Origin of the sequence: Natrinema versiforme (genome assembly GCF_005576615.1) — an archaeon.
GTDB lineage: Archaea > Halobacteriota > Halobacteria > Halobacteriales > Natrialbaceae > Natrinema > Natrinema versiforme_A.
The window spans coordinates 1,701,368-1,716,691 of the sequence record NZ_CP040330.1 but is presented as its reverse complement, the minus strand read 5'-3'; the positions used below and the strand labels follow the sequence as shown (position 1 = coordinate 1,716,691).

Genomic DNA, 15,324 nt, shown 5'->3' with positions numbered 1-15,324 from the left:
ACGGAACCGAAAGCGACGGCTCGCGGATTCTCGCTGCGCTCGAACCTGACAGCCAGCGGCTCGCATCGGAAAAATGGTGTAGTCGACCGCAATCGATCGATTTCGGCCTCGAAGCCCGCTCAGAACTCCGTGATGACCGGAATACCGACCGTCTCGTAGTCGTCCATCGAGGCCAGCGTCTCCGGTGCCTCCTCGAGCGACAGCGTCTCGCCGATGATCTTGCTCGGCTCGAGGGTGCCCTGTGCGATCAGGTTGAACAGTTCCTCGTAGCGGACCAGCGGCATGCCGAAGGAGCCGTGAAAGTCGATCTCCTGCATCGTCATCACGTCGACCGGGAGATCGATCTGGCCCTGCTCCTCGCCGGTCGTCAGCCCGACCTGCACGTGGCTGCCGCGGGTTCCGAGACTGTTGACCGAGTTCTGGCAGGTCTCGGTGATACCCAGCGCGTCGATCGAGACGTCGGCCCCGTCGCCGGTGAGCTCTTTGACCGCCCGCGGCGCGCTGTCTACCTCGGTGCTGTTGATCGTCTCGACGGCGCCGAGTTCCTCTGCCCGCTCGAGTTTGCTGTCGAGGACGTCGATCGCGATCGGGTGTGCACCGAGCGCCTGCGCGATGTGGATCGCCGAGAGGCCAACGCCGCCACAGCCGTGGACGGCGACCCAGTCGCCGGGTCGGAGATTTGCGCGGTCCGCCAGCGCGTGGTAGGCCGTCATGAACCGACAGCCCAGCCCGGCCATCTCGGTGAAGTCGACCTCGTCGGGGAGTTTCACGCAGTTGAAGTCGGCTTCGCGGACGGGGAAGGCCTCCGCGAACGCCCCCGGCGCGTACTCCGACAGGCCGAGCGGAATGACCGTCTCGCAGTTGTTCGCTCGCCCCTCGCGGCAGTGCGTACAGGTCCCGTCGCCGAGGTGGAACGGCACCGCCACGCGGTCGCCCTCCTCGAGCGTTTCGACGTCGTCGCCGACGGCCGAAACGATACCTGCCGGCTCGTGGCCGAGGATCTGGCCCTCCGGAACGCCGGCACCGATCCAGCTCCAGTCGCCCTGCCACGCGTGCCAGTCGCTGCGACAGACCCCGCACGCTTCGGTTTCGACGATGACCTGATCCGGAGCCGGGTCCGGGTAGTCGACGTCTCTAACAGCGAGCGGTTCCCCATGTTCCTCGATTACGGCCGCTTTCATGGTTTACCAGTAGTACGAACGAGTATAAAAGTGTGGTCGGCTCACGGTTTATTTATAATAAATCTATCTCCAGTTTTACAGCGTTGTATCGTCGTCTAGTTGTCGGAAGCAGACCGCTCTCGGTCGAAATACGAAGTGAACAGTCGGAGCGAGAACAACGGCTCACCAATTAATCAGAGAACGGAGATGGACGAGTTGGACGATCGGTCCGGTCCGTGGCACACTCTCTCGGTTCGTCTCCGGTTGTCCACGGTATCGGCGCGCTGTTGTTCACAGCTTCGAAGTATATATCACCTTCCAGTAATAGAACTATATAAAATATATCTGGAATTCTCTACTGAGTGCACAGAAACGACCACTCACGGGATCGTCTCTCCGTATCGGCCTACAGACGCAACTATATCGGGTTTTGAGGGGGTATGGGTCTCGACTCGAGCCGCGACGTTGTTTGGACAACTAACTCTCCATCCCCAACCGCTATTCCAAGCTCAAGAGCCCACTGAAAGGTGTTATTAGGTGACGATACGGTACGTCGGAACGATTGAATATGCGTGATACAGTAACATAACGATACCTATTTGGATCCCGACTATATTCTTGTTACATAAGAATTCATATGTCTATCCAGAAGTAGCCGTTAGCGGTACACGTTGACCACCACACGGGATCCGCGATGTGCTCAATCCGCTCACCGCTCACGATCCGGCCCTCGTTCGTTCACCGATCAACAGCGAAGCGGAGAGCAAGAAGATTACAGGCATATATTTGTAATCCGTGCGCGGGTTTCGATCAGCGACCCACACGGATACGGACAATCAGATCGGAAGCCGTTCACGCAAAGGGACAAACGACCATTATGTAATGGCGAACGGGTGCCGACATGATTCCGTGGCGTAATATCGGTTAGCAGCACCTCTGAGTCACGTTCACACCGTATATCCGACTACGGATGGAAGAGACGTATCATCAGACAACGGGTAGCAGCGCTCACAGCTGATTCGAGTGGCTATTTCGGATGTTTGCGTTATAGGGGAACATACTTTCTCTATGGATGAACGTCCCTCACACCATACTCGAGCGATAACGGTAGTCCCTCACACGCATATACCGGTCATGGGACGCGGACCGTGAGCCAGCGGTCTGAAAGCCCGGTTCGTATTCACGACCGCACGTTCATGAATGATGAACACATAGATATTTATAGGAAACGTATACTAGTCAGTATATGGGCAAGCGAGCGAACAATCCAGTGAAGTCGGTCATCACGACGTTCGACATTCTACAGACGCTGCGTCGACTCGACGGCGCCGGCGTCACCGAACTGTCGAACGAACTCGAACTGCCGAAAAGTAGCGTCTACAACTATCTCAGCACGCTCGAGCAGGAGGAGTACGTCGTCAAGGAGGACGGAACGTACTACATCGGGCTTCGGTTTCTCGACCTCGGACGGTACGTGCGCCAGCGCGACGACCTCTACGAGACGGCCCGGCCCGAAATGGAAGCGATCGCCGACGAGACCGACGAGCTCGTGAATCTGCTCGTCGAGGAACACGGACAGGGAGTCTACGTCTGCCGGGTTCGTGGCGATCAGGCCGTCAACGTCGCCGCGAGTACCGGCCACCGTGTCGCGTTGCACAACACGGGCCTCGGGAAGGCAATCCTCGCGTACCTGCCCGAGGACCGCGTCGACACGATCCTCGACGATCACGGGATGTCGGCCGATACCGAACACTCGATCACCGACCGCGGGGAACTCAAAGCCGAACTCGCGGAGATCCGTGACCGCGGTGTCGCGTTCGATCGAGAGGAACGAATCGGCGGTCTCTGCTGTGCCGCCGTTCCGATTCTGGACCTCGAGGACCGACCGATCGGGGCACTCAGCGTCGCGGGGCCGACGAGTCGCATGAAGGGCGAGCGGCTCGAATCGGAACTCCCCGAACTCCTCAAGAGCGCGGCGAACGTCATCGAACTGAACCTCACGTACTCCTGAGCGGTCACGGCCACCGCCTCGTCACCCTACCACACAAACTGTTGTTCAGCAATGGCGAACGTGGTTTCACGGCCGATGACGCGACGACGCCGTTCGTCTCTGTCCGCTCGAGGGTACCGCAATCGACGTGAGCGGAGACGGATTCCTCTCACTTCCGTCAGCGGATTCTTCGGCGACGGATCCAAAAACGTGAGTTCGGTCGGAGCGGGGCGATCAGAACGCGCTGTCCGCGAACCCGCCGTCGACGGTGACGACCTCGCCGGTCACGAACGAGGCGGCGTCGCTGGCGAGGTAAATCGCCGCGCCGACGATCTCCTCGCGCTCGGCGACGCGACCGAGCGGGGTTCGATCGTCGATGCGCTCGCGTTTCTCGGTGCCCTCAGCGTAGGTGTCCGCGTTCTGGGGCGTGATGACGAATCCCGGCGCGATCGCGTTGACCCTGATATCGGGCGCGAGTTCCTTCGCGGATGCGCGTGTGAAGGCTTCGACGCCCCCCTTGGCGGCGGTGTACGCCGGCAGGTTCGCCATCGAGAGCCGAGCCGCCAGCGAGGAGATGTTGACGATCGAGCCGCCGTCCTCCATCGCCGGTGCGAAGGCCTGCGTCACGCGGCGGACCCCGTCGAGTGCGACATCGGTGACGAACTCCCAGTCCTCGTCGGAGATGTCCTGGACCGTCGCCCGGGAAATCGCCCCCTGCGACGCGACGACGATGTCGATGCCGCCGAGTTCGTCGACCGCCGTTTCGCGGACGCGCTCGAGGGAGTCGGCGTCGGTGACGTCGCAGGTGACTCGCGCCGTCTCGACGCCGCGGTCTTCGATTTCCGTTGCGGTCTCGTCGACCGTCTCCTCGCTGCGACTCGTCGCGATGACGTCGGCACCCTCCTCGGCGAAGCCGAGGGCGATCGCCTGTCCGATCCCGCTCGTCCCGCCGATGACGACGGCTCGCTTGCCACTGACGGTCACCGGACTGTGTTGGTAATCGACCATACCGCAAGCGAGACCGTCCGACCTCATTATGTTTACCCTCTCGAGCGAGGGCGATCCGTCCGATGCTGAACCCCGCAGAATTATAACTGCGGACGAACGATACGGTATCATGCGCGGATTAGCCAAGACCAGTCGAAGCGAAGGAGCCATGGAACTCGCCGACCGCGAGCGGCCCGAACCGGAACCGGACGAGGCGCTGATCGAGGTCGATTATGCGGGCCTCTGTGGAAGCGATGCGGGGATCTACGAGTTCGAATCGGCGTTCGAGCGAATGGAACTGCCGACGGTCATCGGCCACGAGTATTCGGGTCGCGTCGTCGAGGTCGGCGACGCCGTGACGAAGTTCGCGGTCGGCGACCGGGTGGTCGAGCGGCCGATCCGCGGCTGTGGCGACTGCTACCAGTGCGAGATCGGCGAATCGAACGTCTGCCAGAACTCGGTCATCACGGGCGTGGACCACGACGGTGCCTACGAGCCCTACATCGCCGTCCCCGAGGACGCGCTCCACCCCGTCCCCGACAGCGTCGAACAGCAACACGCGGCGATGGTCGAACCGACCAGCATCGCTGCCCGAGCCGTCATCCAGAACTCCCGCGTACGCGCCGGCACGCGAGTCCTCGTCGAGGGGCCCGGTCCGATCGGACTCCTCACCGCCCAGGTCGCCCGCGCACAGGGCGGCGAGGTCGTCGTCAGCGGCGTCGGCCAGGACACCGAGTACCGCCTGCCCCTCGCCGAGGAACTCGGCTTCGAGACGCTCAACGTCGCCGGCGACGATCTCGACGCCGCCCGCGACGAGCTGACCGACGGCATCGGCTACGACGTCGTCTTCGATACGACGGGCCACCCGTCGGGGCTGCCGTCGGCCGTCGACGAGGTTCGGAAGGGCGGCCAGATCGTCCTCATCGGACAGACCGGCGAGACGACGATGCCCTACTCGCCGCTCGTGCGCGCGGAGATCGACCTGCAGTGTTCCTACGCGTCGAAGTACGAGGACTTCGAGAACGCGCTGCGCCTGATCGACACGGGCGACGTCGACGCCGAGACGTTCATCGACGACCGCTTTAGCCTGCTCGAGCCCGACGAAGCGTTCGAGACCTTCGTCGAGGGCGGGACCTGCAAACCCGTCTTCGACGTCTCGGTTCTGCGAGACTGAATTACCTCGCTGATATTTTCTCGTCGGGCGACCGTTTCAGACGGAAGTTTTAGTAGTGCCTGTTGTAATCTACCACTGTCGATGGATTACAGACAGCTATCCGACCCGAACGCAGAGTATACGATGCGGGACCTCTCCGCGGAGACGATGGGGGTTTCCAACTCCCGCGGGCCGCGCGACGTCGAGATCACGGACGTACAGACGACTATCGTCGACGGGAACTATCCGTGGACGCTGGTCCGGGTCTACACCGACGCCGGGCTCGTCGGCAACGGCGAGTCCTACTGGGGTGCCGGCGAACGCGAGATCATCGAGCGGATGGCCCCGTTCCTCGAGGGCGAGAACCCCCTCGACATCGATCGCCTCTACGAACACCTCGTCCAGAAGCTCTCCGGCGAGGGATCGATCGCCGGGAAAGCAATCTCCGCGATTTCGGGGATCGAACTCGCGCTGCACGACGTCGCCGGGAAAATCCTCGAGGTGCCGGCCTACCAGCTCATCGGCGGCAAGTACCGCGACGAGATGCGGATGTACTGTGACTGCCACACCGAGGACGAAGCGGATCCCGACGCCTGCGCCGACGAGGCCGAACGCGTCGTCGAGGAGCTGGGCTACGACGCCCTGAAGTTCGACCTCGACGTCCCCTCGGGCCACGAGAAGGACCGCGCGAACCGTCACCTGCGCGGTCCCGAGATCGAACACAAGGCCGAGATCGTCGAGAAGGTCACCGAGCGCGTCGGCGACCGCGCCGACGTCGCCTTCGACTGTCACTGGTCGTTCAGTTCCGGCAGCGCACACCGACTCGCCGACCGCTTAGAGGAGTACGACATCTGGTGGCTCGAGGACCCGATCCCGCCGGAGAACCACGACGTACAGGCGGAGGTCACCAAGCGGACCTCGACGCCGATCACGGTCGGCGAGAACGTCTACCGGAACCACGGCAACCGCCGGCTGTTCGAGGAGCAGGCCGTCGATATCGTCGCGCCCGACGTCCCCCGCGTCGGCGGCATGCGCGAGACGCGGAAGATCGCCGACCTCGCGGACATGTACTACGTCCCGGTCGCGATGCACAACGTCTCCTCGCCGATCGGCACCATGGCCAGCATCCACGTCGGGGCGTCCATCTCGAACTCGCTCGCCGTGGAGTACCACTCCTACGAACTCGGCTGGTGGTCGGACCTCGTCGAGGAGGACATCATCGAGGACGGGTACGCCGAAGTGCCGGAGAAGCCGGGTCTCGGGATCACGCTCGATCTCGACGCCGTCGAGGAGCATCTGGCCGACGGTGCCGAGATGTTCGATGAAGCGTAGCTTCATCGTGCTCGCAAATCTCCGATTTGCGTCGTTTGACGAGGCGTGAGCCGAAGTCAAGCTCACGGAGCTTCGCTCCGGGTTGTTCGATGAAGCGTAGCTTCATCGTGCTCGCAAATCTCCGATTTGCGTCGTTTGACGAGGCGTGAATTCGAGTCGATCCGCCTCGAGTCCGACGGGCCGTCGCTGAACCGACCGAGGACGAGTGCGAGGGTCTGTCCCACTCTCGCCTTCGCACCGATTGCCGCTTCTCTGGCGCGACGGTCTCCCGTCTACTGGCTAGACAGCGCCGCTCGAGACCCGTTGTCGATCGGAGACGGTGAGAGCGATCGCGAAGATCCCCATTAAAATCCATTAATTACGATGGATTTATATGCCAGTGGTAACACCTCACAATCGGCATGGTTGACAATGACAATCCGGTTGGCAGTATGGATAGGCGAACGTATCTCACGGGGATCGCAGCGAGCGGTGCTCTGGGCATGGCTGGGTGTCTCGGTGGGTCCGGCTCGGACGAGTTCGAAGTCCTGCACGGCTGGACGGGGGGTGACGGCAAGGAAGCGATCGATGCGCTTACCAGCGGGTTCGCGGACGACAACTCGGATATCAGTCAGGACAACTTTCAGGCCGTCGGTGGGGACGGCAACGTCGACCTGAACGCGACCATCCTGCGTCGGTTGACGAACCAGAACGTGATGAGCGCCTTCGCCAACTGGCCGGGCAAAAACCTGGAGCGTTACCGGGACAGTCTGATGGACCTCGAGGAGGACGTCTGGGAGGCCGAAGGCTACAAGGATGTCATGCAGGATCGCGTTATCGATTACTGCGAGTTCAACGATAAGATGCCGGTGGTGCCGATCGGCTCCCACCGAATGAACAACCTGTTCTACAATACGTCCGTCTTCGAGGAAGCGGGCGTCGACGCTGAGAGTCTCAGTAGCGTCTCCGATCTCATGGACGCGCTCGAGCAGATCGATCAGGAAACCGATGTCACGCCGTTTTCGCACGCGATGGTGGCGCCGTTTACCGGGCTCCAGACGTGGGCACAGATCCTGACGAGTCAGAGCGGCGTCGAGGCGTACATGGACTTCATCAACGGCGACGGCGACCGGGACGCGATGATCGAGGCGTTCGACGTCCTCCAGGAGATCCGGGAGAACTACATTCCGGGAGACGCCTCCTCGATCGGCTACACGGAGGCCGGACAGAAGATCATCGGCGATCTCGATACCGACCAGCCGCCGGAAGCGGCGTGTATCCACGGCGGCAATTGGCTGTACGGGATGTTCCGTGCCGACGACAGCTTCAACTTCGGCGAGGAGTGGGACTGGATTCCGTTCCCCGGAACCGAGGGCGTGTACTTCTACCACGTCGACTCCTTCGTCACACCGGCCAGCAACCCGACCGAGGAACAGACGATCGAGTGGCAGAAGTACGTCGGAACGAAGGAAGCCCAGATCGCGTTCAACAACCCCAAGGGTTCGGTGCCGCTCCGAACCGACATCGACCCGAACGAACTGACGGACTTCCTCGCGATGACCTACGAGCATCTGACCGACTCCGAGTCGTATCCGCCGACGATCGCCCACGGCCTCGCCGTCGAACCCGAGATCCTCGACGAGTGTAAGAGCGTGATCGGGAATAATTTCCAGAACCCGTACGACGCCGAAGCAGCGGCGGACGGACTGCTCGACGCGGTCTCTCAGTAAGCACGTTATCATACCTAAATTTTTATTAACGTGGGACAGAGTCAATAGGCTGATGGCAACACAGGAAACGACAGAATCGACAACAGTACCGACCGAGGAGGTGGTGGACTGGCAAACAAAGCTCAGATATTTCCTGAACAGCGACTTCGTCCGGTCGTCGCCCTACTGGGGGATCCCGTTCGTCCTGATGGGAATCGCCGTGTACGGCGGCATCGGGTACAACGTCCTCATTTCCCTTACCGACTTCTCGGGGATCAGTTCGCCGACGTACACCGATCTCGACTTCGAGATGTACCGGACCGCGTTTGCAAACGAGGCGTTCCGTGAGGCCGCGATCAACAATCTCATCCTGCTCGTGGCCTTTACGACCGTCTCGCTGATCTTGGGCCTGTTCCTCGCGATCTTGCTGGATCACGGCATCAGGTACAAGGACAAGATACAGACCGTCTACCTGCTGCCGATGGCGCTTTCGTTCGTCGTCACGGCACAGCTCTGGCGCTGGATGTACAATCAGGAGAGCGGATTCCTCAACGTCGTCGTGACGGGACTCGGATTCGAACCGATCGACTGGCTGGGGAATCCGGAGATTGCCCTTGCATCGGTCATCTTCGCGCTAGTCTGGCAGTTCAGCGGGTACGCGATGGTGGTCTATCTGGCGGGGCTTCAGTCGATCCCGCGCGATCAGTTCGAAGCCGCGAAAGTCGACGGCGCGAGTACGCTTCGCACCTACCTGCGGATCATCGTGCCACAGCTAAAGGAATCGTCCGTCAGCGCCGCCGTCGTCCTGATGGTGTTCGCGCTCAAGGCGTTTACCTTCCTCTACTCGCTCGTGGGCCAGTACCGACCGCCGAACGGAACGGACATCCTCGCTACCCTGATGGTCCGTCAGGCGTTCAAATTCGGTAAGTGGGCGTACTCGGCCGCGATCGCGACGATGTTGCTCCTGTTAGCCCTGAGCGTCATCGCGCCGTATCTCGTCTACCAGCACCGACAGGGGAGCCTCTAACAATGTCACAAGCAAGCTCCGATTCGAACCTCGATGTCGTGTCGCTCGTCGAGAACGTGAACCGCAGGCGGATCGGCCAGTACGCACTGGTCATCTTCTTCCTCGGATTCTTCTTCATTCCCCTCGAGACGGGGATCATGACGGCACTGAAGACCAACGAAGGCGTGGCGCGTTCGCTTCCGTTCGCACCGCCGACCGGAGAGACATTCACGCTGTCGAATCTCCAGTTCGCGCTCGAGCGCCTCTCGCGCTCGTTCGTGAACTCGCTGCTCATGGCCATTCCCGCGACGATCCTCAACGTGTTGCTCGCGAGCATGGCCGCCTACGGCTTGACGATGGTCAGCTGGCGCGGCCAGATCGGCATGCTGTCGCTGTTCCTCGTCGGCGTCTTCGTGCCGTATCAGGCCGTACTGGTGCCGCTGTCGCGATTCTGGAACAACATCTTCCCGCTTGCGGATCTGCTGGAGCCGACGTTCGCGGTGATTCCGCTGTTACAGGGATATCACTCGCAACTCGTTCCGCTAATAATCACCCACGTCGCGTACGGGATCCCGATCTGTACGATCCTCTTCCGATCGTACTACAAGGGCCTCCCGAACTCGCTGGTCGAAGCGGCGAAGATCGACGGGGCGAGCATCACGAAGATCTATCGGCGCATCGTCCTGCCGATCTCGAAGCCGATGTTCGGCGTGGTGTTCATCTACCAGTTCACCCAGATCTACAACGAGTTCCTGTTCTCGTTTACCCTCATCGCAGGGTCGAACGCCGACGCGGCACCGGTCACGCTGTTGTTGCCGGCAGTCGGCGCGTCGACCTCCGGGATCGACTACGGGATCCGGATGTCGGCGGCGTTCCTCGCAGCACTGCCGACCATCCTCCTGTACGTCGCGTTCGCCGAAGAGTTCGCCAAAGGACTGCGCACGGAGAGTGGATAATCGATGGGACGCATTCAACTCGATCACATCACGAAACGGTTCGGAGACGCGGTCGCCGTCGAGGATGTCACCCTCGACGTCGAAGACAGTGAGTTCCTCGTCCTCGTCGGCCCGTCGGGCTGTGGGAAATCGACGACGCTCCGGATGATCGCCGGCCTCGAGACGCCGACGGAGGGCAACCTCTACATCGACGGCGACCACATGAACTATCGCGTTCCCCAGAACCGGGACATCGCGATGGTGTTTCAGGATTACGCGCTCTATCCCCACATGACGATCCGGGAGAACGTCCGGTTCGGACTGGAAGAGGAGGAGGGCTACACCCCCAACGAGATGGACGCGCGCGTCGAGGAGATCGCCGCCGACCTCGGCATCGAGTCCCTCCTCGATCGCAAGCCCGGCGAGCTCTCGGGCGGCCAGCAACAGCGGGTCGCGCTGGGTCGAGCCATCGTCCGCGATCCAGAAGTCTTCCTGATGGACGAGCCACTCGCCAACCTCGACGCCAAACTCCGGGCGCAGATGCGGTCCGAACTCCAGAACCTGCAGGAGGACCTCGACGTGACGACGGTCTACGTCACCCACAACCAGACGGAAGCGATGACGATGGGCGACCGGATTGCGGTGCTGAACGACGGTCACCTGCAGCAAGTCGGCGAGCCCCTCGAGCTCTACCACGAGCCCGCAAACCAGTTCGTCGCGGGCTTCATCGGCGAGCCGATGATGAATTTCCTGTCCGGCCACCGGTCCGAGAGCGGGTTCGCTGGCGACTACCTCGAGTACCCCTTCGACGAACGGCTCGAGGCCGCCGTCGGCGACGTCGAGGACCTCGTGCTCGGAATCCGTCCGGAGGCGATCGACGTCCGACGGGCGGAGGATGCGGCGGCCGAACGCGGCGATCACGAGTTCTCGATGACCGTGACCGTCGCCGAAACGCACGGCAACCAGAACGTGGTGCATCTCACCCACGCCGATGCGACGGACGAACACGACGTCTTGCAGGCGGTGACCGACGGCATGCACGTCGTCGAGCCGGGCGACTCGGTCGTGGTCACGCTCGATCCGGATTCGATCCACATCTTCGACGGGACGAGCGGCGACGCGCTCCGCAACCGTCGGCTCGAAACCGAACGCGAACTGACACAGGTGTAATATGGCGGGCTTAGAACTCGACGACGTAACCAAGGTGTATCAGGACGGAGAGGCGAGTGTCGTTGCGGTCGAAGACGTCTCGGTCGAGGTTCCCGACGGGGACTTTCTGGTCCTCGTCGGCCCGTCGGGCTGTGGGAAATCGACGACGCTGCGGATGATCGCCGGCCTCGAGGAGGTCACCGACGGCGATGTCAAACTCGGCGAGCGGACGGTCAACGACGTGTCGGCACAGGACCGCGATATCGCGATGGTCTTTCAGTCGTACGCGCTGTATCCCCACAAGTCCGTTCGCGAGAACATGTCCTTCGGACTCGAGGAGTCGACGGATCTCTCGAGTGCGGAGATCTCCGAGACGGTCGAGGAGACGGCGGCGCTGATGGGTATCGACGACTTGCTGGATCGCAAACCCGGCGAACTCTCGGGCGGCCAGCAACAGCGGGTCGCACTCGGACGGGCCATCGTCCGCGATCCCGACGTGTTCCTGATGGACGAGCCGCTCTCGAACCTCGACGCGAAGTTGCGCGCCGAGATGCGCACCGAACTCCAGCACCTCCAAGAACAACTCGGCGTGACCACGGTCTACGTCACCCACGATCAGACGGAGGCGATGACGATGGGCGACCGGATCGCCGTACTGGATCAGGGGGAACTCCAGCAGGTCGGCACGCCCCTCGAATGCTATCACGAGCCGAACAACCTGTTCGTCGCGGGCTTTATCGGCGAGCCGTCGATGAACTTCTTCGACGGCACTCTCGAGGGAGACGCGTTGGTGACCGACGACTTCGAGTATCCGTTGTCCGCGGAACGAGACGCGGACCTCGAGGACGGAACCGACCTCGTGCTCGGGATTCGGCCGGAGGATATCCGGATCAGCGACCGAGGGACCGGAGACCGTGGATTCGAGGCGGACGTCTCGGTCGTCGAGCCGATGGGCAACGAGAACATCGTCCATCTTCGGTTCGACGGTGCGACGGCGGCCGAGGAGTTCATCGCGACGACCGAGGGCGTGCCGACGGTCAGCGGCGGTGATCGAGTCACCGTCGAATTCCCCGAGGAGGCGATCCATCTCTTCGACGCCGAGAGCGGAGTGGCGGTCAAGAACCGCCGACTGGCGTTTACCGGAACGGCCGACGGCGTCCTCCCGTAGGCGGATCTGTGTTTTCAGGGACGGGTCGAAAAAACGGCGTGTGACTGCGGGACGACTACGTTTCAAACGCGGCGAGACGATTCAGGCGAACGGGAGGATCGTCGAGAAGATGAGCGTGCTGAGCAGGCCCGTGATCCCGATGAGGGTCGTCGCGACCGTCCACGTCTTGAGCGTCTCGCCCTGCGTGAGGCCGCCGATCTCCTTGACGATCCAGAAGCCGGAGTCGTTGTACCACGAGCAGAACGACGCGCCCGCGCCGATGGCCATGACGAGGTAGGCGACGTTGACGTCGAGGCCGCTCGCGAGCGGAGCCATGATCCCCGCAGTGGTGACGATCGCGACCGTCGCCGATCCTTGGACGACGCGGACGCCGGCGGCGATAACCCACGCCGTCACGAGCAGTCCGAGGCCGATCCCTTCGAGGCTGTCGGCGATGTACATCCCGGCACCGGCTGCCTGCAACATCGCACCGAACGCGCCGCCGGCCGCGGTGATCGCGGCGATGTTCCCGCCGCTTTTGAGCGCGTCCGTGAGTTCGTCGGAGAACGCCTCGCTGTCGAGGTCGCTCATGCGGTAGTAGGTCAGCGCCGCGGCGAGGGCGGCCGCCGTGAGCGCGAGGTTCGGGTCGCCGAAGAAGCCGGTGATGTCCCTGATCGCCGCGTCTTCGCCGAAGAGCGTCTGTGCCGTCGTGTCCGCGGTCACGAGGAGCACGGCGAGCAAGATCGGGAGCAGCGACTCGACCATACCCGGAAGCGAACTCGTCGGGACCTGATTTTGGGCCTCGAGTTCTTCGACCGTCGTGCCCATCGAATCGCGGAGCGGAATGTCGAGCCGGCGGTTGATCCAGTAGCCGTATCCGAGCCCCGAGACGAGCGCTGTCGGGACGCCGACGAGCACGCCGATCATGATCGTGCTGCCGAGATTGGCGTCGAACTCCTCGACGGCGAGCAGCGGGCCGGGCGTCGGCGGCACGAACCCGTGCGTGACGACACCGGCGGCCCCGACCGCGACGATGTACAGGGTGTAGTTCTTCCCGATTCGCGACCGCGCGGACCGCGCGAGCGGCGCGAGCAGGTAGAAGACGTTGTCGAAGAACACGGGAATCGACATCACGAAACTGCTACTGAACAGCGACAGTTCCGTGTTCTCGTCGCCGAACACGCTCGTGAACCCGCGGACGATTCGGTTCGCAGCGCCGCTTTCGACCATCGCTTTTCCGATGATCGCGGCCATCAGGATCGGAATACCGATCCCGGCCATATTGTCACCGAACGCCGACGCGAACTCGCCGGGGACGGTGGCGAAGGCGACCTCCGGTGCGACGATCCCGACGGTAAATCCCGCGATAACGAGCGAGATAAACGCCGGTAAGTCGAACACGACGAGCAGTAGGACGATTGCCACGATACCTGCGACGAGCGAGACGAGGGGCGCTTGCCCTCCCAACTGCAATACTGTGCTATTGAACATCACACATGGACATAGATAACCGTTATATTTTATATTTTTTAATGGTTCCAAATCTCTCCGTCGAAAGAATAATTCTCAGAATATGGTTTAAAACCGCGCGACGGACGGTTATAGGAGTTACACTTCCGTTAATCGACTCGAGGCGGCCGATCACGGTCGTTCGATCGACTGTCACCGCTCAGACCTATCAGGTCACTAACGCTGTCCGGACGCAGGGAGTCGTCGAGGCCGGCCTCGAGAAACTGGCCCCCAGTGGACCGAGAGCGCCGCCCACAGAGAGACGGAACGGGGCGCTTTCGAAGGACCCGCTCGAGGGAATGACGAGCAATTTCGGATAGAAGAGCGACGATCCGGTTGCTTCGGGGTGTCTGACCCTACGCTGTCGGTGTCGATCAGACTTCGATAACCGGATTCGAGAGTTCCCCGATCTCGTCGATTTCGATGCGAACCTCGTCGTCGGGGTGGAGCGTAAAGCCGTCGTCCGGGACGAGCGACGTGCCGGTCAGCAAGACACCGAGTTCGGGAACGACGTCGTGGTCCCGCCAGTGTTCGACCAGTTCCTCGCAACTGCGAGCCATATTGCCGATCGACGTTTCGTCGTCGTAGAGCACCTCGCCGTCGCGGGAGATCGACATCGACATCGTCAGTTCGTGGGGATCGCCGACGTCGTCGGCGGAGGCGACGCAGGGGCCGATCGAACAGCAGCGCTCATACATCTTCGCCTGCGGCAGGTACAGCGGGTTCTCGCCCTCGATCGAGCGGCTGCTCATGTCGTTGCCGATCGTGTAGCCGACGATCGATCCGTCGTAGAGGACGATTCCGAGTTCCGGCTCGGGTACGTCCCACGTGGAGTCCGCGCGGATCCCGACGGCCTCGCCGGGACCGACAGTTCGGCTCGCCGTCGCTTTGAAGAAGATCTCCGGCCGGTCGGCCTCGTAGGCGTGCAGGTACATCTCCGGCATCCCGCTCTCTTCCTCCCGGGCCTCCTCGCTGATTTCGTAGGTGACACCCGCCGCCCAGACCTCCTCGGGCACGACCGGTAGCGTTCCGTCTGGAAGCGAGTCAGGAGAGACCGTCGGTGCCTCGTCTGCAATCTCGCTCGCCAACTCGTCGACGCCGACATCCGCGATATCCGCCGCCGCCGCAAGGTCCCCGAAGCTGTCCAGCCGCGGTTTGACGGCCGTCAGATCGTACGCTGTCTCGTCGTCGACAGCGATTAGTCTATACTGGTCGCCAGTCGAGAGGCGCTGATACCGCATGGAGACACCAACTACCTAATACGATAT

General features: G+C 62.1%; 12 protein-coding genes. 8 read left to right on the top strand and 4 right to left on the bottom strand.

The features are described from left to right. Positions 1-119 precede the first annotated feature (119 nt). The gene (locus tag FEJ81_RS08290; protein ID WP_138244845.1) at positions 120-1,181 is read right to left on the bottom strand and encodes a zinc-dependent alcohol dehydrogenase family protein; all 1,062 of its coding nucleotides are present in this window, start codon (positions 1,179-1,181) and stop codon (positions 120-122) included. Between the two features lie 1,225 nt (positions 1,182-2,406). Between FEJ81_RS08290 and FEJ81_RS08285 the strand changes: the two genes are divergently transcribed. Further along, positions 2,407-3,171 (top strand): IclR family transcriptional regulator, encoded by a 765-nt coding sequence (locus tag FEJ81_RS08285; protein ID WP_138244844.1) that lies wholly within the window; start codon positions 2,407-2,409, stop codon positions 3,169-3,171. Positions 3,172-3,384: 213 nt separating this feature from the next. On the opposite strand, the gene FEJ81_RS08280 is transcribed toward FEJ81_RS08285, so the two are convergent. Then, positions 3,385-4,158 (bottom strand): SDR family NAD(P)-dependent oxidoreductase, encoded by a 774-nt coding sequence (locus tag FEJ81_RS08280; RefSeq protein WP_138244843.1) that lies wholly within the window; start codon positions 4,156-4,158, stop codon positions 3,385-3,387. A gap of 109 nt (positions 4,159-4,267) precedes the next feature. Here FEJ81_RS08280 and FEJ81_RS08275 point away from each other — a divergent pair, with 109 nt between their 5' ends. The 7 genes from FEJ81_RS08275 to FEJ81_RS08245 all read left to right on the top strand — a co-directional run bounded on the left by FEJ81_RS08275 (position 4,268) and on the right by FEJ81_RS08245 (position 12,568). Next, positions 4,268-5,311: a zinc-dependent alcohol dehydrogenase gene (locus tag FEJ81_RS08275; protein WP_138244842.1), complete on the top strand. Its 1,044-nt coding sequence runs from the start codon at positions 4,268-4,270 to the stop codon at positions 5,309-5,311. Positions 5,312-5,386: 75 nt separating this feature from the next. Next, positions 5,387-6,622 carry a mandelate racemase/muconate lactonizing enzyme family protein gene (locus FEJ81_RS08270; protein WP_138244841.1) on the top strand — a complete coding sequence of 412 codons (1,236 nt, stop codon included), beginning with the start codon at positions 5,387-5,389 and terminating at the stop codon, positions 6,620-6,622. Between the two features lie 431 nt (positions 6,623-7,053). Next, a complete protein-coding gene (locus FEJ81_RS08265) occupies positions 7,054-8,331 on the top strand; it encodes an ABC transporter substrate-binding protein (protein ID WP_138244840.1) in 1,278 nt (425 codons plus the stop codon). Between the two features lie 52 nt (positions 8,332-8,383). Continuing rightward, the gene (locus FEJ81_RS08260; protein WP_138244839.1) at positions 8,384-9,337 is read left to right on the top strand and encodes a carbohydrate ABC transporter permease; all 954 of its coding nucleotides are present in this window, start codon (positions 8,384-8,386) and stop codon (positions 9,335-9,337) included. Positions 9,338-9,339: 2 nt separating this feature from the next. Then, complete coding sequence (locus FEJ81_RS08255; protein ID WP_138244838.1) at positions 9,340-10,272, top strand: carbohydrate ABC transporter permease; 933 nt, start codon at positions 9,340-9,342, stop codon at positions 10,270-10,272. Between the two features lie 3 nt (positions 10,273-10,275). After that, a complete protein-coding gene (locus FEJ81_RS08250) occupies positions 10,276-11,421 on the top strand; it encodes an ABC transporter ATP-binding protein (protein WP_138244837.1) in 1,146 nt (381 codons plus the stop codon). Position 11,422: 1 nt separating this feature from the next. Continuing rightward, entirely contained in the window at positions 11,423-12,568 is a 1,146-nt protein-coding gene (locus FEJ81_RS08245; protein WP_138244836.1) for an ABC transporter ATP-binding protein, read from the top strand. Between the two features lie 81 nt (positions 12,569-12,649). Here the strand turns inward: FEJ81_RS08245 and FEJ81_RS08240 are convergent, their stop codons facing one another. Further along, positions 12,650-14,038, bottom strand: a complete 1,389-nt coding sequence (locus tag FEJ81_RS08240; protein WP_138246741.1) for a GntP family permease — start codon at positions 14,036-14,038, stop codon at positions 12,650-12,652. A gap of 392 nt (positions 14,039-14,430) precedes the next feature. After that, positions 14,431-15,297 carry a fumarylacetoacetate hydrolase family protein gene (locus FEJ81_RS08235; protein WP_138244835.1) on the bottom strand — a complete coding sequence of 289 codons (867 nt, stop codon included), beginning with the start codon at positions 15,295-15,297 and terminating at the stop codon, positions 14,431-14,433. Between the last annotated feature and the right edge of the window lie 27 nt (positions 15,298-15,324).